This window comes from Pseudonocardia sp. (assembly GCF_050246655.1).
GTDB lineage: Bacteria > Actinomycetota > Actinomycetes > Mycobacteriales > Pseudonocardiaceae > Pseudonocardia.
Genome location: NZ_JBFWVQ010000014.1, coordinates 41,769 through 63,436, shown reverse-complemented (window position 1 = coordinate 63,436; position 21,668 = coordinate 41,769). Strand labels below are relative to the sequence as shown.

At 69.2% G+C, this 21,668-nt stretch carries 21 protein-coding genes and 1 pseudogene; 17 read left to right on the top strand and 5 right to left on the bottom strand.

Going from position 1 to position 21,668, the window contains the following annotated elements:
• Nucleotides 1-97: 97 nt before the first annotated feature.
• The 10 genes and pseudogenes from AB7J25_RS07720 to AB7J25_RS07675 all read left to right on the top strand — a co-directional run.
• Nucleotides 98-226 (top strand): annotated as a pseudogene (locus tag AB7J25_RS07720) (SDR family oxidoreductase); the annotation flags it as partial.
• Between the two features lie 183 nt (nt 227-409).
• Nucleotides 410-598, top strand: coding sequence for a hypothetical protein (locus AB7J25_RS07715; RefSeq protein WP_428506557.1), 189 nt, complete (start codon nt 410-412; stop codon nt 596-598).
• Complete coding sequence (gene fdxA, locus AB7J25_RS07710; protein WP_428506555.1) at nt 595-930, top strand: ferredoxin FdxA; 336 nt, start codon at nt 595-597, stop codon at nt 928-930. The genes AB7J25_RS07715 and fdxA overlap by 4 nt, the downstream gene beginning before the upstream one ends.
• 22 nt (nt 931-952) lie before the next feature.
• Entirely contained in the window at nt 953-3,271 is a 2,319-nt protein-coding gene (locus AB7J25_RS07705; protein ID WP_428506553.1) for a molybdopterin-containing oxidoreductase family protein, read from the top strand.
• A gap of 72 nt (nt 3,272-3,343) precedes the next feature.
• On the top strand, nt 3,344-4,462 hold the full coding sequence (locus tag AB7J25_RS07700) for a diiron oxygenase (RefSeq protein ID WP_428506551.1): 1,119 nt from the start codon (nt 3,344-3,346) through the stop codon (nt 4,460-4,462).
• A 13-nt stretch (nt 4,463-4,475) separates the two neighbouring features.
• Entirely contained in the window at nt 4,476-5,705 is a 1,230-nt protein-coding gene (locus AB7J25_RS07695) for a molybdopterin molybdotransferase MoeA (RefSeq protein WP_428506549.1), read from the top strand.
• 83 nt (nt 5,706-5,788) lie between these two features.
• On the top strand, nt 5,789-6,043 hold the full coding sequence (locus AB7J25_RS07690; protein WP_428506547.1) for a tautomerase family protein: 255 nt from the start codon (nt 5,789-5,791) through the stop codon (nt 6,041-6,043).
• A 90-nt stretch (nt 6,044-6,133) separates the two neighbouring features.
• A complete protein-coding gene (locus AB7J25_RS07685; RefSeq protein WP_428506545.1) occupies nt 6,134-6,334 on the top strand; it encodes a tautomerase family protein in 201 nt (66 codons plus the stop codon).
• Between the two features lie 8 nt (nt 6,335-6,342).
• The gene (locus AB7J25_RS07680; RefSeq protein WP_428506543.1) at nt 6,343-7,374 is read left to right on the top strand and encodes a 2-oxoacid:ferredoxin oxidoreductase subunit beta; all 1,032 of its coding nucleotides are present in this window, start codon (nt 6,343-6,345) and stop codon (nt 7,372-7,374) included.
• Between the two features lie 54 nt (nt 7,375-7,428).
• Nucleotides 7,429-7,875 (top strand): winged helix-turn-helix transcriptional regulator, encoded by a 447-nt coding sequence (locus AB7J25_RS07675; protein WP_428506541.1) that lies wholly within the window; start codon nt 7,429-7,431, stop codon nt 7,873-7,875.
• A 37-nt stretch (nt 7,876-7,912) separates the two neighbouring features.
• Here AB7J25_RS07675 and AB7J25_RS07670 read toward each other — a convergent pair whose 3' ends face one another.
• From AB7J25_RS07670 to AB7J25_RS07650, 5 genes are all read right to left on the bottom strand, one after another.
• Nucleotides 7,913-8,053 (bottom strand): DUF3470 domain-containing protein, encoded by a 141-nt coding sequence (locus tag AB7J25_RS07670; protein WP_428506540.1) that lies wholly within the window; start codon nt 8,051-8,053, stop codon nt 7,913-7,915.
• A 160-nt stretch (nt 8,054-8,213) separates the two neighbouring features.
• Nucleotides 8,214-8,834, bottom strand: a complete 621-nt coding sequence (locus tag AB7J25_RS07665) for a TetR/AcrR family transcriptional regulator (RefSeq protein WP_428506538.1) — start codon at nt 8,832-8,834, stop codon at nt 8,214-8,216.
• Nucleotides 8,812-10,386, bottom strand: a complete 1,575-nt coding sequence (locus AB7J25_RS07660) for an aldehyde dehydrogenase (NADP(+)) (RefSeq protein ID WP_428506536.1) — start codon at nt 10,384-10,386, stop codon at nt 8,812-8,814. Before AB7J25_RS07660 ends, AB7J25_RS07665 begins: the two co-directional genes overlap by 23 nt.
• Nucleotides 10,383-11,027, bottom strand: coding sequence for a cysteine hydrolase family protein (locus AB7J25_RS07655; RefSeq protein ID WP_428506534.1), 645 nt, complete (start codon nt 11,025-11,027; stop codon nt 10,383-10,385). Before AB7J25_RS07655 ends, AB7J25_RS07660 begins: the two co-directional genes overlap by 4 nt.
• Before the next feature lie 115 nt (nt 11,028-11,142).
• The gene (locus AB7J25_RS07650) at nt 11,143-11,592 is read right to left on the bottom strand and encodes a lipocalin-like domain-containing protein (RefSeq protein WP_428506592.1); all 450 of its coding nucleotides are present in this window, start codon (nt 11,590-11,592) and stop codon (nt 11,143-11,145) included.
• A 586-nt stretch (nt 11,593-12,178) separates the two neighbouring features.
• Between AB7J25_RS07650 and AB7J25_RS07645 the strand changes: the two genes are divergently transcribed.
• From AB7J25_RS07645 to AB7J25_RS07615, 7 genes are all read left to right on the top strand, one after another.
• Nucleotides 12,179-12,898 carry a FadR/GntR family transcriptional regulator gene (locus AB7J25_RS07645; protein WP_428506533.1) on the top strand — a complete coding sequence of 240 codons (720 nt, stop codon included), beginning with the start codon at nt 12,179-12,181 and terminating at the stop codon, nt 12,896-12,898.
• On the top strand, nt 12,895-14,250 hold the full coding sequence (locus AB7J25_RS07640) for a phenylacetate--CoA ligase family protein (protein WP_428506531.1): 1,356 nt from the start codon (nt 12,895-12,897) through the stop codon (nt 14,248-14,250). Before AB7J25_RS07645 ends, AB7J25_RS07640 begins: the two co-directional genes overlap by 4 nt.
• Before the next feature lie 220 nt (nt 14,251-14,470).
• On the top strand, nt 14,471-16,408 hold the full coding sequence (locus AB7J25_RS07635) for a hydantoinase/oxoprolinase family protein (protein ID WP_428506529.1): 1,938 nt from the start codon (nt 14,471-14,473) through the stop codon (nt 16,406-16,408).
• Nucleotides 16,408-16,806, top strand: coding sequence for an acetone carboxylase subunit gamma (locus tag AB7J25_RS07630; protein WP_428506527.1), 399 nt, complete (start codon nt 16,408-16,410; stop codon nt 16,804-16,806). Before AB7J25_RS07635 ends, AB7J25_RS07630 begins: the two co-directional genes overlap by 1 nt.
• Nucleotides 16,803-18,977, top strand: coding sequence for a hydantoinase/oxoprolinase family protein (locus tag AB7J25_RS07625; protein ID WP_428506525.1), 2,175 nt, complete (start codon nt 16,803-16,805; stop codon nt 18,975-18,977). The genes AB7J25_RS07630 and AB7J25_RS07625 overlap by 4 nt, the downstream gene beginning before the upstream one ends.
• The gene (locus AB7J25_RS07620) at nt 18,974-21,028 is read left to right on the top strand and encodes a hydantoinase B/oxoprolinase family protein (protein WP_428506523.1); all 2,055 of its coding nucleotides are present in this window, start codon (nt 18,974-18,976) and stop codon (nt 21,026-21,028) included. The genes AB7J25_RS07625 and AB7J25_RS07620 overlap by 4 nt, the downstream gene beginning before the upstream one ends.
• A complete protein-coding gene (locus tag AB7J25_RS07615; RefSeq protein WP_428506521.1) occupies nt 21,025-21,636 on the top strand; it encodes a hypothetical protein in 612 nt (203 codons plus the stop codon). Before AB7J25_RS07620 ends, AB7J25_RS07615 begins: the two co-directional genes overlap by 4 nt.
• Nucleotides 21,637-21,668 lie beyond the last annotated feature (32 nt).

Here is a 21,668-nt window from a genome sequence, read left to right as displayed (position 1 = left end):
CCCCCCGACGGCATCCGGGCGAACGCCATCTCGCCGGGCTTCGTGAGGTCGCCCGCCACCGACAAGTACGTCGGCGACGAGCTGCGCGCCTTCCAGACGGGCATGCCGCCCTGGGCTGGGCGACGACATCGCGCACCTCGCCGTCTACCTCGCCTCGGACGAGTCGCTGTGGGTCACGGGGCAGAACTACTCGATCGACGGGGGAGTGACGGCCGGGTTCCGCTGACCGATCTCGGGAGCGAGACGGCAGCCGAACCCCGCGGCTGCGCCGCCTGGCGACCCCGGCGGCGCGTGAGGTCGTTGGGGCTCAGTAGTAGCACTCAAAAAGAGTTTGAGCTAGATTCTGGCGGTGCCGAACCCGGCGCTGGTCACGGCGGGGACGCCGAGACCCTTCCCGTCAGGAGCTTGAGTGCTTGTCGACGAGATCGTGATGTGCAGCGGAGCCGATGCCGGCGCACCGGAGGCGATGCACCGGCTGACGGTGGCGACGATCCCGGTGCGCTACTTCGCCGCCGCGCGCGCCGCGACCGGCCGCGACGAGGAGCCGGCCGAGATCGAGGAGGGCGCCTGCGTCGTGGAACGGAGGAACCAGAAATGACATTCGTCGTGACCGAGGACTGCATCCGGTGCAAGTTCACCGACTGCGTCGACGTCTGCCCCGTGCAGTGCTTCTACGAGGGCGAGAACATGCTCGTGATCCACCCGGGCGAGTGCATCGACTGCGGGATCTGCGAACCCACCTGCCCGGTCGACGCCATTCTGCCGGACAGCTACCCGGAGGCCCAGCAATGGCTCGAGCTGAACCGGAAGTACTCCTTGGAATGGCCGAACCTGCTGACCGCCAAGCCCGCCCCGGCCGACGCAGACGAGTTTCAGCGCGTCCCGGACAAGTACGAACTGCATTTCAGTCCCCGACCCGCCACGATCTGACAACCGGCACGAAAGGAAGTCGATGGAGACGAAGAAGGTCACGTGCAAGTCGTGCGACATCGAGTGCAGCGTACTCGCTGATGTCGAGGACAACCGGATCCTGCGGATTCGTCGCGACCCCGACCACATCATCACGCCGCATTCGCTGTGCAACAAGGGTGCCGCCTACCCGGACCAGCTCTACCACAAGGACCGAATCCTCTACCCGCTGAAGAGCGTCGGAAAGCGCGGCGAGGGCAAGTGGGCGCGCGTCTCGTGGGACGAGGCGATGGACGAGATCGCCGATCGCATGAAGGCGATCGTGAACGAGCACGGCCCCGAGGCGATCGCCGGCACCGCGGGCGCGATCGTGCCGTACGACCTGACCAGGCGCTTCCTGAACGTGCTCGGCTCGCCCAACTACGTCTCCGGCACGTACCTGTGCCTCGGCAACACGAGCTCGGTGAACCGGGTGACGATGGGCTGGCAGCCGTTCCCCGACTACTGGCACGGCCGGACCAAGGTCATCGTCATGTGGGGCCACGACCCGCAGCCGAACAAGTGGACCGCCGAGTACCTCTGGATGCGCAACGCGATCAAGGCCGGCGCGAAGCTGATCGTGGTCGACCCCCGCGTGAGCTTCAGCGCGAAGCGGGCGGACATGCACCTGCGGCTGCGGCCCGGTTCCGACCCTGCGCTGATGATGGGCTGGCTGCACGTCATCATCAACGAGGAGCTCTACGACAAGGACTTCGTCAGGGACTGGACCGTCGGCTTCGAACAGCTGAAGGAGCGCGTCCAGGAGTACACCCCTGAGCGGGTCGAGGAGATCACGTGGGTTCCGGCCGAGGAGATCCGCGCCTCCGCGCGCCTCTACGCGGAAGGTCCGTCGATCATCCCGTGGAACCCGGCCACCGATCAGATGAGCAACAGCACGCAGGTGCTGCGGGCGATGGGGATCGCCCGCGCGATCTGCGGGCATGTCGACGTGCCCGGCGGCGAGATGCTCATGGGCTACCACCCGAACGTCATCTGCGAGGACGAGTTCGCTCTCACGCACCTGCTGGGCAAGGAGCAGATGGACAAGCTCCTGCTCCTCGAATCCGCCAAGCTGCTGAGCTACGAGTTCTGGGACGAGTACAACGAGGCCCAGGAGCGCGTCTTCGGCCGCAAGTGGGCCTCGCAGATCCACAGTGGTGCCCTCGCCAACCCCGCCGCTGTCGTGAAGGCGATGAAGCACGGCACGCCCTATCCCGTCCGGGGCTTCCTCAACGTCGGGTCGGACCCGGTCACGAGCTTCACCGACGCGCGGAACATCCATGACGGGTTCATGAGCCTGGATCTGCTGGTCTCGGTCGACATCTTCATGGTCCCGACCGTGCAGATGTCCGATTTCATCCTTCCCGCAGCGACATGGGGCGAGAAGTACGACCTGCACAACCACTGGGACTGGCACACCTTCGTGATCGGCGGGGGCAAGGCCGTGGAGCCGCTCGGTGAAGCCCGCGACGAGTACGAGTTCTTCAAGGAACTGGGCCGTCGCATGGGACAGGAGGCGTACTGGCCGTGGGAGACGCATCGAGAGCTGTTCGAATGGCGGCTCGGTGGCATCGACTTCGACGAGTTCATGGCACAGCCGGGGGGCGGGATCGCGCACTTCGCCGAGCACCAGGTCATCGGCAGCAACCCGCAGTTCAAGAAGTACGAGAAGACCGGCTTCGCGACGCCGTCGGGCAAGGTCGAGCTGTACTCCGCGACGATGGAGAAGTACGGCTACGATCCGCTGCCCAGCCACGTCGAGCAGCCCGGAACGATCGTCAGCGATCCCGAGACGGCGAAGGACTATCCGCTGACGTTCTTCATCGGCGCGAAGAGCGACCCGTACTTTCAGCAGCAGGGGCGCAACATCGCTGCGCTGCGCAGGCTCGCCCCCGAGCCGTGGGTCGAGATGCACCCGGACACGGTCTACGACATGGGGCTCTCCGACGGCGACTTCGTCGCGGTCGAGACGCCGCACGGCAGGCTGACGGCGGTCGTCAAGGCCAGCGACGACGCCCACCCGAAGGTCGTGCGGGTGCCCTATCGCTGGTGGCTGCCCGAACAGGCGCCCTACGCCCCGAACTTCTCGGGCCTGTTCCAGGTCTCGGACAACAACCTGACCAGCGATGACCCGATGTATGCCGACCCGGAACAGGGCATCCCGTCGCTGCGCGGGCTGATGTGTCGGGTCGTGCCCGCGGAGCGGTCTGCGGAGTACGAGGCCTCGCTCGCCTCGCTCGGCGACAGCTGGGGCGGCTTCTCCGACACGTGGGGCGGCAACGCCCGCCGCGTCACCCGGTTCGCGGCGGGCTCGCAGGCGTGACGGCGTGAGCCTGCGGAGCTCCCCGGTGGGCCGGGGGCTCCGCAGGCACCGGCCCACCCGGAGAGGACGGAAGTGACCGACGACGCAGCGGCGGGGGTGCGCCCGGGGATTGCCGACCAGCCGGCGCACCTGGTGTCCGACGCGGACAAGGTGGGGCTGGTCCGGGCGGTGCGGGCCGACTTCGACACCCTGTTCACCGAGGACTACCGCCAGGACGGGCACCGGGGGATCGACGCCCTCTACAAGCGCGCGAAGACCACCCAGTGGGACGCCGACCTGGACATCGACTGGACGGTCGGCGACCAGATCGACCGGGCCCGCGACCCCCGCAACCCGATGAACGCCGTCTACCGCACCGAGGAGGGGGTGTTCGGGAAGCTCAGCGCGGCGCAGCGGGCCGAGATGGGACACGCGACCGCGGCGTGGACGACCAGCCAGTTCCTGCACGCCGAGCAGGGCGCGGTCGTGTGCGCCGCCAAGCTGGTCCAGGCGGCCCCGTGGATCGACGCCAAGTTCTACGCGGCCAGCCAGGTGATGGACGAGGCCCGGCACACCGAGGTGTACGCCCGCTACCTGCGGGAGAAGCTCGAGTGGCAGTTCCCGGTGAACGTCCACCTGCGCGGGCTCCTCGACGAGATCGTCGCGGACTCGCGGTGGGACTTCACCTACCTCGGCATGCAGGTGGTCATCGAGGGGCTGGCGCTCGCGGCGTTCGGGATCGAGTACCAGATGACGCCCGACCCGCTGCTGAAGCAGATCACCCGGTACGTCATGGCCGACGAGGCCCGCCACGTCGCCTTCGGCGTGCTCTCGCTCCGGGACGTCTACGCGGACCTGACCGCCGCGGAGCTGAAGGAACGGCAGGAGTTCTGCTTCGACGCGGCGTTGCGGATGCGCGACCGCTTCCTGGCACGGGAGGTGTGGGAGGTCCTCGGGCTCCCGGAGGCCGAGTGCACCGCGATCATGCTGCACGACCCGGTGCAGATCGAGTTCCGGCGCTCGCTCTTCGCGAAGATCGTGCCGAACCTCAAGAAGCTCGGCTTGCTCGACCACGGCGACGGGTGGCTGCGCCGCCGGTTCGGCGAGCTCGGAGTGCTGGTGTACGAGGACCTCGACGACACGAGCACCGACTATCACCGCATGGACCTCGACCACGCACCGTGGTCGGTCGTGCAGTTCCAGCACTACTGACCAGGAGGAGATCATGAGCCAGGCCGTGGCCGTCGACGAGGGCCTCTCCCTCGACGAGGCCGTCGCCCGCATCCGGCGTCGGCCCGTCGTCGGAGACGTCGAGCGCGTACCGGTGGGGGATGCGCTGCACCGGGTGCTCGCCGCGGACGTCGTCTCCCCCCTGCCGGTGCCGGCGCACGACAGCGCGGCGATGGACGGCTACGCGTTCCGCCATGCGGACCTGGCCGACGGCCGGGTGCTGCCGGTACGGGGTCGGGTCGCAGCGGGCCACCCGGACGTCGCCGAGCTGGACCCCGGCACGGCGGTGCGCATCTTCACCGGCGGGATGCTGCCTGCGGGCGCCGACACGGTCGCCATGCAGGAGCACTGCACGGTCACCGACCGGCTCGTGACGGTCCCGGCGGACCTCGTGCGGGGTGCCAACGTCCGCCGTGCGGGCAACGACGTCCGCCCGGGCACCACCGTGCTCGTCGAGGGCACCCGGATGCGACCGCAGGACGTCGGAATCGCGGCGGCCGTGGGTCGAGCCGAGCTGCTCGTGCGGCGACGGGTCCGGGTCGGCGTCGTCGCGACCGGCGACGAGCTGCGTGCCCCGGGCGAGCCGCTCCCGCCCGGGTGCATCCACGACTCCAACCGCCACACGATCGGTGCAGCCCTGCGGGCCCTCGGCGCCGTCGTCGTCGATGCCGGCGTGGTCGGCGACCGGCGCAGCGCCGTCCGGGACGCCTTGGTCGCGGTCGCGCGGAGCGCGGATCTGGTGGTCACCACCGGGGGCGTGTCGGCGGGCGACGAGGACCACGTGCGCGCGGCGCTGCAGGACGTGGGGACGCTGGACTTCTGGAAGCTGCCGCTCAAGCCGGGACGACCGGTCGCCGTCGGTGCGGTCGGGGGCGTGCCGGTCGTCGGGCTCCCCGGCAACCCGGTGTCGGCGATGGTCACGTTCTGGCTGGTCGCGCGGCCGTTCGTGCTGCACCTGATGGGAGCGGCGCCGACCGAGCCCACCCGTTTCGGGGTCGTCGCGGCGTTCACCCACCGGCACCGACGCGGCAGGCGGGAGCTGGTGCCCGCCAGGCTGCGCGCCGGGGCGTCCGGCGACCTGCTCGCCGAGCGGTTCCGGGCGGTCGACTCGGGGATGCTCAGCGCCTTGACCTGGTCGGACGGGTTCGTCGAGATCCCGGAGGACGCCGGGGACGTCAGCCCCGGCGACACGGTGTCCTACCTGCCCTACGACGGGCTCGGATGACCGACGACGCACCGCGGGCCACCGACCGGGACCGCACCGGCGAGACCACACGATTCAGCCGACCGATCCGAGGAGACCGACAAGTGGCGATCATCCAGTGCGACATCCGTCAGGGCCGCACCGACGAGCAGAAGGCCCGCCTGGCAGCGGGACTGACCGCGGCGGTCAGCGAGATCTCCGGCGAGCCGGTCGAGCAGATGTTCCTGGTCATCCGGGAGATGCCCGGCTTCAACTTCGTCGACGCGGGCGAGCACGTCGCCGACTACGTGCCCGGCCCCGACGGGCGGGATCTCGCGGGCGGGGAGCAGCTGCGCGCGCGGGGCATCTCCACCGACTGACACCGCCGACCGACACCGCCGACCGACATCACCGACGAGGCCGGCCGCCGGCGTCCCCGCCCCGGCCGTCACATCACAGGAGGAAATGCCATGCCGTTCATCCAGGTCGACATCACCGAGGGCCTGACGCCCGCCCAGCTCGCGGAGCTGCGGGAGCGCATCGTCGAGATCGTCCACCACTCGATCGGCTCGGCACGGGCGCACATCAACGTCGCGATTCACGAGTTGCCGGCCACCCGGATCGTCGAAGCGGGACGAACCGTGCCCGACCACGCGGTGGCCTCGGCGTAGCGCCACCGTTGGGCACGGATCTGGGGCTGCCGTCGACGCGGGCGACGGCAGCCGACTACACCCCGGACGAGGAGGTGCGCTGGTGTCCGGGGTGTGGTGACTACGCGATCCTGTCGACGATGCGCGAGCTGCTGCCGACGCTGGGGGTCCGGCGTGAGAGCACCGTGTTCGTGTCCGGCATCGGGTGTTCGAGCAGGTTCCCGTACTACGTCGACACCTACGGCCTGCACTCGATCCACGGGCGGGCGCCTGCGATCGCCACCGGGCTCGCCGTCAGCAGGCCGGACCTGTCGGTCTGGGTGGTCACCGGCGACGGCGACGGCCTCTCGATCGGCGGGAACCACCTGATCCACGCGTTGCGGCGCAACGTGGACCTCACGATCCTGCTGTTCGACAACGGCATCTACGGGTTGACGAAGGGTCAGTACTCGCCGACGTCGCCGACCGGGACGGTGACCCGTTCCTCGCCTGCGGGCTCGGTCGAACGCCCACTCAACCCGCTGACGCTCGCCCTCGGAGTGGGGGCGACGTTCGTCGCCTGCGCCGTCGACGTGGACCGGCCCGGGCTCTCGGCGGTCCTCGCCGCGGCCGCGGCACACCGGGGCGCCGCCCTCGTGCACATCCTGCAGGACTGCCCGGTGTTCCACGCCGGCGTGTTCGACGCGGTGCGCAGCAAGGCCACCCGCGAGGAGCACAGGGTGCCGCTCCGCGACGGGATGCCCATCAGGTTCGGGCCACGACGCCAGGACGGCCCGGGTTCCTGCGCCGTCGTCCGGCGGGCGCACGGGCTCGACGTCGTCCCGGCGTCGTCGGTCCCCGACGACGAGATCGTCGTCCACGACGCCACCGATCTCGACCTCGCGTTCGGCCTGGCCCGGATCGCAGAGCGACGACCGGGGACGGTCGTCACCGGGGTGTTGCGGGCGGTCGCCCTACCCACCTACGGCGACGGCGTCCGGGCGCAGGCGGCCGGTGCCGCCGCGGCGGGCGCAGGAGTTCTCCAGGAGCTGCTGCGTGGAACGGAGTCCTGGACATGCTGAGATCCACAGGGCCGCCAACTGCAAGGACTCGGATCGGACCTTACGATGGCCGGCATGCGCCACGATGACCTCGGCGACGTCTACTGCTCCGTCGCTCGCACCTGGTCAGTGATCGGCGAGCGGTGGACGATGCTGATCCTGCGGGAGTGCTTTCGTGGCGAGCGCCGCTACGAGCACTACCGGTCCAAGCTGGGGCTCGGCAGCAACGTCCTCAACGACCGGCTCCGCCTGCTGACCGAGGAGGGCATCCTCGACCGCGTCCCGTACCAGACGGCGCCGCTGCGTCACGAGTACCGCCTCACGAAGAAGGGCCAGGACCTCTACCCCATCCTCGTCAGCATCATGGCGTGGGGAGACACCTACAAGACCGACAAGCCGCCGGTCCAGCTGGTGCACCGCACCTGCGGGCACAAGGCCGAGCCGCGCCTCACGTGCGCACACTGCGCCGAGCCGATCCAGTGGCGGCAGATGACCGCCGAGCTCGAACCGGATGCCTGGTAGCCGCGACGTGCGTCGCGGGCCCGCCCGACCGATCCGATCAGCCCTGCCCGCCCGGGAGGGGGCTGAAGAACTTCTCGTGCTTGCCGTCCACGTCGCGGAAGTAGTCGGCATCCGGCAGCGACGGTTGCTTCTTCCCGATGAGTGGCCACTGCCTCGGCCACCGCCAGGAGCCGCCCATGAGGAGCGGCAGGTCGGCGCCCTGCTGGTCGAACGCCGCGGGCGTGTGGTGGAACGGTTCGCGCTAGGACGGGGCTGCGCCGTCTTCGTACGCTCCGCGGCAGCTCTGCCAGCGCGATCGGTCTGCGCGGCAACCTCGTTCAATGACCCGAGAGAGCCAGCTAGTTTTCTGGCGAGCCGTGTGCCTTCAACAGACCGGACTTCGCCGCAGCCAGTATCTCGGCCGAAAGGTCTGCATCGCCGACTGCCCGAGCAAGCAGTACTGCTCCGACCAGGGTGCTCAATGACGACGCAGCAGCTGACCGGTCGGAACTCTCGCCATCGGTCGTCAGCAGATCAATATACTGCCTGACAGTGTCCGCGTACGCGGCCCGCAATTCTGTCCCACCACGGCCGGCATCGGCGCCGAGAGTGACGAGAGCGCATCCTCCACCTGGATCGTCGCAGTGCCGCTCGCTGAGGTAGTCGTCGACGATACCCGCGAACGGATCCTCCGGATTCTTCGCAGCCGATCGCTGCATCTTTTCGTGACCGTCCGCGAGCGCAGCCACCGCCGATTCCACGATGAGCTCTTCACGTGAAGAAAAGTGCTTGTAGAATCCGCCGTGCGTCAGCCCCGCACGCTGCATCAGGCCTGCGACACTCGGGCGTGCAGTTCCTTCCTCTCGAATACTCCGCGAAGCGTGCCGGATTATTCGGGCGTGTGCGTTGGCCTTGTCTGCTCGCGAGTACCCCACCTTGTCGTTCCTCCTCGGAGTATCATTCCTGCGTGAGCTCCCCATCTACCAGTCGCAACAGCCGCAGATCGTTCGGGTCTCGAAGAGGCGCCGGCAACAACTCTGCAGGGAAGTCCTGATAGGTCACCGGGCGAAGAAATCGGTCGATGGCCGACAGGCCAACAGAGGTGAACCTGCTGTCTGTGGTGGCCGGGAACGGGCCTCCATGAGTAGTCGCATGCTCAACTTCCTGCGGCTGGCAAAAAGCATTGATCACGATCCTCCCCGTTCGTCGTTCGAGAATTGGGAGGAGTTTCTTCGCGAGGTCGAGGTCGGCGGGCTCGAGATGCATTGCCGCGGACAATTGGCCGCGAAGCGTTTCCGCGGCGGTCACGAGCTCAGTCGCATCCTCGGCATTGACCAACAGCGCACTCGGCCCGAACACCTCCTCTGCCAGGGGAGGGGCGCCGATGAACTCTGTGGCGCCAACCTCGAGGAGGGTAGGGTTGCCGTCGATCCTCTCCTCGGCCCCCGCCCCTCGGGCGATCACGACTGCGCCACTCTTCTGCAACCGCTCGAGCCCGGCCTTGTAGGCATCGGCGATTCCTGTACTCAGCAGGGTACTGGCTGGCGCCGCGCGAATCACGTCGACCATCGCCTGTCGCAGCTCGGCCATACCTTCGCCCCGCACGGCGATCAAGACAGCGGGTTTGAGGCAGGCCTGTCCCGCATTGAACAGCGTTCGCTCGATGAACCCGCGCCCGATGTCGCCACCTCGTGCCGCGAGAGCTGCGGGCAGCGCAAACGTCGGATTCACGCTCGTCATCTCGCAAAAAACGGGGATCGGCTCCTCCCGTCGCTGCGCGATTCGATAGAGCGCCATCCCGCCTCTCTCCGACCCCGTGAAGCACACGGATTTCACCAGAGGATGCCGCACCAATGACTCACCGATCTCGTTGCCGGCGCCGGTCAGCAGCGAGAATACTCCGTTCGGAAGTCCCTCGGCGGCCACCGCGTCGGTAATGACTTGAGCCTGCATCTCCGACGAGCCGAGATGCGCGTTGTGAGCCTTCACGATTACCGGGCACCCGCTCGCCAATGCAGATGCGGTGTCGCCACCGACAACCGAATAGGAAATAGGGAAGTTGCTCGCGCCGAAGACCACGACCGGGCCGACGGGCACTTTCATGAGCCGGTGATCCATGCGCGGAACCGGCTGCCGATCCGGCTGTGCCGAGTCGATGGTCAAGTTCAGGAACCGGCCGGCGCGAACAACAGCAGCGAACTTCCGGAGCACGACTGCGGCCCGGCCGGCCTGAACCTCAAGTTGCGCTGCGGCTATGCCCGTTTCACGGGATGTCCGGTCGGCGAGCTCGGGCGCGATCCCGCCGAGGTTGTCAGCAATTCGCTCGAGGAAGCGTGCTCGATCCTCGAGGCTCGTGCGACTGTAGGTGTCGAAGGCTTCATCGGCGAGACCTGCAGCCTTGTCCACTTCCTCCGGGCCGGCCAGGGCAAATGGAGGTTCGATTTCCATGGCGCGAGATGGATCTATGGCGCGCAGGTAACCATGCCCTGGATCGAGTCGCGTGCTACCAATGAAGAGTTCACCTGTGATCACGAGACGTCCATTGCATCAAGACCTGCAGCCTGCAATGTCTTGACAAGTTCGTCCGAGCTCAGGATCGAGTGTGCATAGGTAGGTCCATTGATCTCATTTGCCGCACGCCACGCTCCTGGCTTTATTGCCACCGTCGCATCGCTGACAAGCGTCACATGATACCCCAGTTCCATCGCGAAACGCGATGTGGATTCGACACAGGTGTTCGCAAGAAGTCCGACGGAGATCACATGGGTGATTCCATGCTGCTTGAGCAGAAACTCAAGATCAGTATTGGGGAAGCCGCTCTGCGCCCAATGCTCCTTCGCAACGATGTCGCCGGGGGATGGAACGAAGTCGGGATGCCAGTCGCCTCCCCATGTGTCGGCCGCAAAGAAGTGACTTCTGCTGTTATTCACCTGAGCCGGGCTCAGGAAACGCCACCCGTCGTAGTCACCTTCGCGCCACCGTCGGTGCGGCACCCAGACCACCCTGATTCCAGCTTCCCGCGCACCTCCAACAACCAGGCGCAGGTTCTCAATGAGATCAATCTCCTCGGCCGCCTCTTTCAGTAGCGGCCAGAGCTTCCCTCCTTCAGACAGGAAGTCGTTGTATGGGTCGATCAGGAGGATTGCCGTGTGCTCGGGGTCGTACGTGGTCATGCTTTCAACTCCATCGCGGTCGCCAGGCAATATTGTGGATGAGGAGAATCCTCCAGAAGTCCTGTGCGCACAAGTGTGATTGCGACTCAGCACGTCGACGAGTCAACCGAATGAATCAGGATGCATAGAGCCTTACCCATTGGAGCACGGGTCTGCGCATGGCGCCCTGCATGCGCACGGGCTCGGCAACCCTGAGTTCGAGGTGCCCGCCGCTCACTGTGGCAAGCCGTTGCAGGTCCGTTCCAACCCAGTGAGGAAAGAGGCTTGTCTCAACGTGGTGGGTAACGATATGGTTGCTGATGGAATATGTTCCCGCGTAGGCAATATACCCACGGGCCGCAACCTGCCCGTCTTCGGCAGATATGTCATCCCAACGCGTCGCGGAGCTCGTTCGGCCCCGCTGCATCAGCTGGGCTGCCATATGCCCGGTCGGGGAGTAGTAGATAAAGCCGAGCGCGTCTCGTCCAAGCGGAAAGTATGGGGCGCTACCGTCCGCGGCGTGCGCTGCATAAGACTTCAGCCGCCAGGTTCCCCAGAGGTCTTCAGGCCGGACAGTCGGCGACATGGTTTCCCGCTCTCTGGTCAGTCGCACCTGTGCGCACACAATCTGGAGTACGCTCATCATCCACAATCCAGCTGGCATCCGCAACCCACTGATCCGCGAGGGAGCGAACGCATTGACGTCGCCCCGCCCATCGCGGCCGGCGCCGTGAAGGTCCGCGAGGAGCAGGTGGCGATGATCCGATTGCTGCTCAGCTCCTGCCCGGTCCCTTCAGACTGATGTCAGATGTCAGGACGTGATGACAGGCATAGGATGCGACTCCGTCAACCCGGGCGGCGAACAGGAATCTCAAGAGTCTCCTGGTAGATGGCCTGAACGTGCTACGTGTGAGCTGCATCGACGCACGTCTGCCGTGGGGTATTGACCCCCGCTCGAGGGCTGCCGTACGGTGACGCCGTTCACAAGCTGATGTCAGATGTCAGCCTGCCACTCCAGGAGTCGTCAGCCCGTGACCACGACAATGGGCCGTTGCATCGCAGCACGGTCCTCCGCGCCCGCCGGCCGGCCGGCGGGTGTCCGGCAGCACCGCGCGCGGCCGCCCGCGCGGTGCCGATCCGGTCGGCGCGTCAATCTCCGGAGGGGGTGCCCGGTGACCGTGCAGGAACCGGATTACGTGTTCGAGCCGATCGGCGTGGGCCGCGGCTTCGAGAAGATCGTCGCGAGCCTGCGCGGCGCGATCGTGCGGGGCGACCTCCCGACCGGCCACCGGCTGCCGTCGGAGCCGGAGCTGGCCACCCAGCTCGGGGTCTCGCGGCCGATGCTGCGCGAGGCGCTGAAGGCACTGGAGGTCTCCGGCTACCTGGAGGTGCGTCGGGGTTACGGCGGGGGGCGGTTCGTCGCTGCGCCGGAGCCCGAGGAGTTCCACGCGATCACCACCGCGCCGCTGTCCACGCTGAACGTCGAGCCGCGCCACGTGATGGACGTCCGGCTGGCGATCGAGCCGTGGGCCGCGCGGCTCGCCGCGCAGGCCCGCGACGCGAACGATCTGGCCCGTGCGGTCCGCAAGCTCGGCCTGGCAGGCAACCGGCCGGCGCGCACGGTACAGGCGATCGTGGCGTTCCACCTCGCGCTGGTGGAGTCGTCGGCCAACCCGGTGTTCGTCGCGGTGTACCAGAGCCTGCGCGCGCCGATCGCGATGAGCCTGGGCGAGCGGGTCCGTGACGCCCGCTGGTGCGCCGACGTCAAGGAGCGCCTGACGCACGTCATGCGGCTGGTCGACGACGGGGAGCCCGACGCCGCCGAGCGCGCCGTGCGCCGCTACCTCGTCGACTACGAGGACGACCGCGAACGACCGGGGATCGCCCGATGAGCGCCCCTGACGGGACGATGTTCGCCCCGGCGGTCGAAGCGATGCCGCGCGAGCAGATGCGTGTGCTGCAGCTCGACCGCCTGCAGGCCCAACTCGCCTCCGTCGCGCAGCGTTCGCCGTTCTATGCGGAGCTGTGGAAGGCCGCCGGCTTCGACCCGCTCGCGGTGAGGTCGCTGGAGGACTTCGACGCCCCGTTCACGACGAAGGAGCTGCTGCGCGACAGCCAGCTCGCCGCTCCTCCGCTGGGTCGGCACGCCGCGGTCCCGATGGTCGACGTCGTGCGGATCCACGCCTCGAGCGGCACCACCGGCCAGCCCAGCTATGTCGGGATCACCCATGCGGACCGCGAGAGCTGGACCGAGGTGGTCGCGCGGGTCCTGTACTGCGAGGGGATGCGCCCCGACGACGTGGTCGTGCACGCGTTCGGGCTCGGGTTCTTCGTCGGCGGGCTGCCGCTGAAGGACGCCACCGAACGGATCGGGGCGACGTTCGTGCCGATCGGCACGGGCGCGAGCGACCGTGTGGTGCAGAGCATCCGAGACCTCGGTGCGACGGCGCTGATGTGCACTCCCTCGTATGCGACGTACCTGGCGGAGTACTGCCGGGACCGCCTCGGGATGGAGCCGGGCGAGCTGGGCCTGCGCAAGCTTCTCGTCGGGGCCGAGCCCGGCGGGTCGATACCGGCCGTACGCAAGCAGCTCGAGGCCGACTACGGCGCGACGGTGTCCGACGGCATGGGCAACGCGGACGTGTTCCCGATCTACCTCGCGAGCTGCCCCGAGCAGGACGGGCTGCACCTGTGCGGGCAGGACGAGCTGCTGGTCGAGCTCGTCGACCCGGCGACGGGGGAGCGGCTGGAGTGGCTCGACGGTGTCGAGGGCGAGCTGGTCGCGACGCACCTGCGTCGTGAGTGCGTGCCGCTCGTCCGCTTCCGGGTGCGTGACCGGGTCACGGTGACCATGAGCCCGTGCGCGTGCGGGCGGACGAGCCCGCGGCTGCACTGCGCGGGGCGAACCGACGACCTGCTGTTCGTCGCGGGCGTCAACGTGTGGCCGAGCGCGGTGCAGGACGTCGTCGCCGGCATCGCGCCGCGGACGACCGGGGCGCTGCAGATCCTGCTCGCCGACCAGGGTCCGGTGGTACGCCCGCCGCTGCACCTGCAGGTCGAGTACGGCCCGGACGAGGAGGACCTCGACGGGCTGCGTGGCGAGGTCGAGCGGGCGCTGCGCGACCAGCTCGTCGTTCCCGCCCGGGTCGACCTGGTGCCGCCGGGGGCCCTGCCGCGCTGGGAGATGAAGGCCAAGTTGATCAAGCGGAGATGGAGGGCGAGTGAGCATCGCAGCGAGCGCTAGCGAGCGAGGAGCGGAGCGAGCCCGGAATCGACCACTGAAGCGGAGATGGAGGGCGAGTGAGCATCGCAGCGAGCGTTAGCGAGCGAGGAGCGGAGCGAGCCCGGAATCGACCACTGAAGCGGAGATGGAGGGCGAGTGAGCATCGCAGCGAGCGCTAGCGAGCGAGGAGCGGAGCGAGCCCGGAATCGACCAATGCAGCAGCAGAGGAGGTGACGGCGCCGTGTTGAACATCGACATCGATACCGGCGGGACCATGACCGACGGTCTGGTCAGCGGGAGCGCGCCCAGGTTCGGATTCAATGCGGTGTTCTCGGTCAAGGTGGAGACCACCCCGCACGACGTGACGATCGCGTTCATGGAGGTGCTGGAGGCGGCCCGCAGGCGGGTCGGCGCGGCCACGCTGCGCGACCTCCTCGACGGCGTGGCGCTGATCCGCTGGTCCTCGACGATCACGTCGAACGTGCTGGCGCAGAAGACCGGCCCGAAGCTCGGCCTGATGGTGAGCGCCGGGCACGAGGACGACCTCTACACCACACCGCAGGACGCGGCGACGGTCGTCGGCTCTCTGGTCATGCGCGAGAACATCACCGGGATCAGCGCCGACGCCCCGGACGACGAGGTGCGCACGGCGGTCAAGGGCCTGTTCGACAAGGGCATCCGGCGGATCAACATCTCGCTCGAGGGCGCGTTCGAGGACAGCTCCCGCGAGCGCGCGATCGTCGCGATGATCGACGCGCAGTACCCCGACCACTTCCTCGGCTCCATCCCGGCGCTGCCGGCGAGCGAGATCCTGCTGCGCCCCGACGACGCCACCCGCACGTTCGTGTCGCTGATCAACGCCTACGTGCACCCGTCGCTGGCGACGACGCTGTACCGCGCGGAGGAGACGCTCAAGCAGGAGCACTCCTGGCGGGGCAACGTGCTGGTCGGCCACATCAACGGCGGTGTCGCGCGGATCGGCAAGACCACCGCGTTCGACACCATCGAGTCCGGGCCGCTGTTCGGCACGCACGCGAGTGCGCACGAGGCGGCGGTGCACGGGGACGCGAAGGTCCTCGCGATCGACGTCGGCGGCACCACCGCCAAGGCGTCCGCGGTGCAGGACGGCCGCGTCGTCGACCGCGAGGACGGGCACCTGTTCGGCATCCCCGTGCGGACGAACCTGCCGCTGCTGCGCTCGATCGCCCTCGGCGGCGGCTCGGTCGCGCGCGCCGTGGACGCGGCGGTGACGCTCGGCCCCGACTCGATGGGCGCCGCGCCCGGCCCCGCCTGCTACGGCCTCGGCGGGCGCAACGCCACCACGACCGACGCGCTCGTGCTGCTCGGCTACCTGTCGCCGACGGCCTTCCTCGACGGGCGGCGCACGCTCGACGTCGAGGCGGCGCGCGCCGCGGTGGTCCGCAACGTCGGTGATCCGCTGGGGCTCTCCGCGCAGGACGCCGCGCAGCGGATCGTCGACACGGCGTTCGACATGACGGCCGACCTGGCCCGCGAGACCGCGGCGGAGATGGGCTGGGACCCGGCCGACACCACGGTCTACGCGTTCGGCGGCAACGGCCCGCTGTTCGCGACCGGGGTCGCGGAGCGCATCGGGGCGCGGGCGGTGCGGCTGTTCGGGTTCGGCAACGTGCTGTCGGCCTACGGGTCGGCGATCTCCGACGTCGTGCACGTCTACGAGTCGGCGGTCCACTCGTCCGTGGCCGCACGTGCGGCGGCCGCCACGCTCGCCGACGAGGCGCGCCGGGACCTGCGCGGCGAGGGCTTCGACCCGGACGGGGCCGCCCTGGTCTGGGAGGTCCGCGGAGCCTCGGGCACCGCGGTGGACACCTCGGTGGAGGGGGCGCTGTCGTCGGTGGCGGACCCGGCGCTGGTGCGGCTCACGGCCCGGTTCGCCCTGCCCTCGCTCGACAGGGACGCCACCGCCGACACCGCCGACACCGCCGACACCGCCGACACCGCCGACACCGCAGGCGCAGCGGCGGGCGGCACGGGCGAGCGCGGCGGAATCCCGACCCACAACTGGGCTTCGGTCGCCGGCTCGGCCCTGACCGGCCCCGCCCTCGTCGACGGGGGCGCCTTCACCTGGCTGATCGGGCCGGGCTGGTCGCTGGACGTGGATGCGCACGGCGACGCCGTGGCGACGCGAGGAGGGAACTGATGGGCCAGAACACCACCGTCCACGTCGCCGAGTACCTGGACCTGGACGTCGATGCCGAGCGGTGGCGGTGCCACTCCTGCGGCCACGACGTCGGGCCGGCCCGGGACAACTACAAGAAGGGCCTGCTGATCCACGAGCGCGACCCGGGTGAGGTGCACCCGCCGCTGATCGAGGGCGAGTACACGTTCTCCCCGAACCCGCAGTGGATCCGCATCCTCGAGTTCTACTGCCCCGGCTGCGGGCGCCAGGTGGAGACCGAGTACCTGCCCCCGGGCCACCCGATCACCCACGACACCGAGATCGACCTCGACGGCCTCAAGCGCAAGCTCGCCGCCGGTGAGCTGCGCATCGACGAGCACGGCAAGCTCGCCGTGCAGAAGGTGGACGGTGCGGCGTGAAGGCGATCGACATCGACGTGGGCGGGACGTTCACCGACCTCGTCCTGACCTGGGACGACCGGCGGATCACCGCCAAGGCGCCGACCACGCCCTACGACCTATCGGTCGGGTTCCTCGACGTGCTCACCGACGGTGCCGAGCAGGTGGGCCTCGCGATCGACGAGCTGCTGCCCCGCGTGGAGATCGTCCGCTACTCGACGACGGTCGCGATGAACCGGCTCATCGAGCGCAAGGGCCCACGCCTGGGACTGATCACGACCGAGGGCCACGAGGACGCGGTCCTCATCGGTCGCGGCGCCCAGTGGACCGACGGCACCCGCATCTCGGAACGGCGCAACGTCGCGGTGCAGAACAAGCCGGCGCCGTTGGTCACCCGCGACATGATCGCCGGGGTCCGCGAGCGCGTCGACTCGTTCGGGGCCGTGCTGCGCCCGCTCGACGAGGACGACGTGCGCCGCAAGCTGCGCACGCTCGTCGACGGCGGTGCGCGTGCGATCGCGGTCTCGCTGCTGTGGAGCTTCGCCAACCCGGCCCACGAGCGGCGGATCCGCGAGATCATCCGCGAGGAGTACCGCAGCTACCACGTCGGCTACCTGCCGGTGGTGCTCTCCCACGAGGTCGTGGCCAAGGTCGGCGAGTACGAGCGGACGATGACCGCGATCCTCGACGCCTACCTCCAGTCGTCCATCAAGGCCGAGATGGAGACCACCTGGGACCAGCTGCGCGACCACGGCTACCGCGGCAGCTTCCTGCTCACCCACAACACCGGCGGCTCGGCCGAGATCTTCAAGACCACCGCGTCGCGCACCTACAACGGCGGCCCGATCTCGGGACTGATGGGCAGCTTCCACATCGGCAAGGCACTCGGGTACCGCAACGTCATCGCCTCCGACGTCGGCGGCACGAGCTTCGACCTGGGCATGGTCGTCGACGCGTCGGTGCGCTCCTACGAGTTCCGCCCGATCATCGACAAGTGGATGGTCGGCATCTCCATGCTGCAGTCCACCACCATGGGCGCCGGCGGCGGCTCCATCGCGTGGATCAACGAGCTGCTCGGCGGCAGGTTGGAGGTCGGGCCGCGCTCGGCGGGCTCCTACCCCGGACCGGCCTGCTACGACCTCGGCGGCACCGAGCCGACCGTCACCGACGCCGACGTCGTCCTCGGCTACATCGCACCCGACGGGTACTTCGACGGGCGGATGCCGCTCCACCGCGAGAAGGCCGTGGAGGCGATCGAGTCGAGGATCGCGAAGCCGCTCGGCCTGCCGGTGGACGAGGCCGCCGCGCTAATCCGCCGGATCGTCGAGCAGAACATGGCCTCGGCGATCAAGCGCGAGGTGCACCTGCGCGGCTACCACCCGGAGGACTTCGTCCTGTTCGCGTTCGGCGGTGGCGGCCCCACGCACGTCGCCGGGTACGGCGCGGACGTGCCGACGTCGGTGATCTTCCCCCAGGCGCCGGTGTTCTCCGCGCTCGGCAGCTCGGTCATGGACATCATGCACGTCTACGAGCGGTCCCGGCGGCTGCTGTTCCTCAACGGGATGACGCAGGCGTTCACCGACGACTACGAGGCCTACAACGCGCCGATCCGCGAGATGATCGCCCAGGCGGAGGCCGACCTGGTCTCGGAGGGCCTGAACCCCGCCCAGGCGCTGTTCTCCGTCGAGCTGGACATGCTCTACGGCGGGCAGGTGCAGGTGAAGCGGGTCGCCTCGCCGCTGCTGCAGATCAACTCCCCGGCGGAAGCGCAGGCGGTCTACGACGAGTTCGAGAGGGAGTACTCCGAGGCGTTCAGCCCGCACGTGGTGAACAAGCCCGGCGGCGCCTACATCGAGAACATCGTCGTCAAGGCGACGGTGCCGACCGAGAAGCTGGTGCTGCCCGAGCGCGAGATCGGTGGCACCGACCCAGGGGCGGCGCGGGTCTCCACCCGCGAGGCCTACTGGCCCGAGCACGGCAGGCGCAGCGAGACCCCGGTCTACACGTTCGACACGCTCGCCCCCGGCAACCGCGTCGACGGCCCCGCCCTGGTCGAGGCGCACTTCACGACCATCGTCGTGCCGCCCGGCAAGAGCCTGACCATCGACGAGCACGGCCTCGGCCTGCTGCAGAACAGGCCCGTCGCGACGGCACGCGCCGCCGCGGCGGTCCTGGAAGGAGCCCGGGCATGAGCTACCCGAGCCTGGCGGAGAAGCTCGCCGCACTGAAGGTCAGCGAGCCCACGCCGTACGAGCTGGAGTGCCTGGCGACGGTGGGCACCGGCGCCTACGAGATCGGGGTGCAGCGCACCGCGGACATCCTCGACGAGGGCTACGAGGTGTTCATGCGCTCGTCGCGCTCCCAGATGGGCGTCGCGGGCGACTCGATCGTCGCGATGTTCACCGCGCAGGGCGACCTGGTCAACGCGAGCGCCGGCACGTACCTGCACGCCGTGATCCCGCCGATCGTCATCAAGTACATCCTGGCGAACTTCCGGGAGAACCCGGGCATCGCCGACGGCGACATCTGGTACACCAACGACGCGCTCTACGGCGGGATCCACAACCCCGACCAGGTCGCGATCATGCCGGTGTTCTTCGACGGCGAGCTGGTGGCGTGGACGGCGGCGCTGTCGCACACCACCGAGACCGGCGCCTGCGAGCCCGGCGGCATGCCGGTCTCGGCGAAGTCCCGCTTCGACGAGGGCATGAACCTGCCCCCGATGAAGATCGGGCAGGACCACGTCCTGCGCCACGACGTGATCGAGATGTTCGCCGCGTTCGGGCTGCGCTCGGAGACGAGCGTGACCGTCGACCTGCGGGCCCGCTGCACCACGGCGGACCGGGTGCGGGTGCGCCTGCTGGAGATGTTCGCCCGCGAGGGCAAGGACTTCGTCACGGGCCTGTTCCGCCGGATGCTCGTCGAGGCCGAGCAGGGCGCCCGCACGCGGCTGGCCTCCTGGCCGGACGGGGTCTACCGGTGCGCCACGTTCTCCGACGCCGCCGGCAACGTCACGGGTCTGCTCCGCAACTGCTTCATGACCATGACCAAGCGCGACGACACGCTCCACATCGACTTCACGGGCACCAGCCCGGAGAACGGGTCGTCCTACAACGCGCACCCGCAGGCGGTCATCGGGCACCTGGCGAACTACATCTACGAGTACGTCTTCCACGACCTGCCGATCTCGTCGGCGACGTTCCAGCCGATCGACTTCACCTTCCCACCCGACTCGATGCTCTCGCCCGCGCCGAACGCGGCGACGAGCTGCTCGGTCATGGCCGCGACGGGCGCGATGAGCGCGATCGCGAACTGCGTCGGCCGGGCCCGCTTCGGCACCACGGAGTGGCGGCAGGTCACCGCGTCGCTCGGCAACGGCGGCAACGCCTCCGTGCTCGCCGGGGTCTCGCAGTGGGGAATGCCGTTCGCGGACATGCTCGCCTATACGATCAACACCGAGGGTCAGGGCGCGCGGGCGCACTCGGACGGCATCAACGCCTACGGCTTCCCGTGGTGCGCGTTCGGCCGGGCGCCGGACGTCGAGAGCATGGAGAACGAGCTGCCGATGCTCGTCCCGTTCTCCCAGCACTGGCCGGACTCGGGCGGTGCCGGCAAGCACCGCGGCGGCGTGGGCACCGCGCAGCTGTGGGTGACCCACCACGCGCCGTTCGTCTTCTTCATGTCGATCGCCGACAACTCGATCGTGCAGACGCCGCAGCCGCTGTTCGGCGGCTACACGATGTGCACCTGCCCGGGGCTGTCCATGGACGGCGTCGACATCCCCGAGTTGCTGCGCGCGGGCGACGAGGGCGCGCTGGATCTCGCGAGCCTGCTCGCCGGCAAGTACGGCGGCCGGATCGTCTCGGAGACCTACGCGCGCACCGCACGCCCTGTGATGGCCGACCAGGTGATCACGCTCGGGATCTCCACCGGCGGGGCGGGCTACGGCGACCCGATCGACCGCGATCCGGTGGCCGTCGAGAAGGACGTCGCGGACGGGCTGATCTCGGACTGGGCGGCCGCCCACGTGTACGCCGTGCGGTTCCACCCCCAGACCGGCCGGGTCGACCTGACGGCGACCGAAGCCCTGCGGTCGCAGGTGCGCGAGCAGCGCAAGGCCCGCGGGAAGGGGTGGGACGAGTTCCACGAGGAGTGGTCGCGGCGCAAGCCGCCCGAGGATGTCCTGCAGCTGTACGGCTCGTGGCCCGACGGCGCCGTCGTCACGCCGCTGATGCGGATGTGACCGGCGTGCTCCCGGCCCGGGCGCGAGCCCAGGCGATCGCCCAGCGGCGGGGCGGCCGGAACACGCTGGCCGTCCCGCTCGCGCTGCGGCTCGCCGCGAAGATCTCCGAACGTCCCTGGGAGGCGTTCCTCGCCGAGCCCACCCAGCTCGCGAACGGGCTCGGCGACCTGATCGACGCCGTCGGGCCCGACGGGGTGCCGGTCACGCTGCCGGGGGTCCAGGGCGTCGAGGGCCACCACGACGCCGCGCTGGAGGCCACGCGGCGGCTGCGGGTCACGCTCGGGGACTCGGCCGTGCTCGTGGCGGTGCTCGGCGGCGCGCCGGGGCTCGTCGACACCGCCCGCGCGTTCCTCGACGCCGGGGTGGACGGCGTCGTCCTCACCGCGGACGTCGACCCGGCACAGGCGCGCACCGTCGGCAACGTCGCGCGGTTCCACCGGGCGATGGCGCACGTGCTCGGCGCGAGCGTCTCCGGGCTGCCCGGGGTGGAGACGGTTCCGCTGGACGCGCCGGCCGCCAAGACGGGTCTCGTGCTCACCGACGGCGAGGTCCCCGACGGGACGCCCGTGCCCGTCGTGCAGGACTGGGTCGCCGCCGTCCGCGGCTGAGCGCGTCCAGACCCCGCGCCGGTCGCGCGATC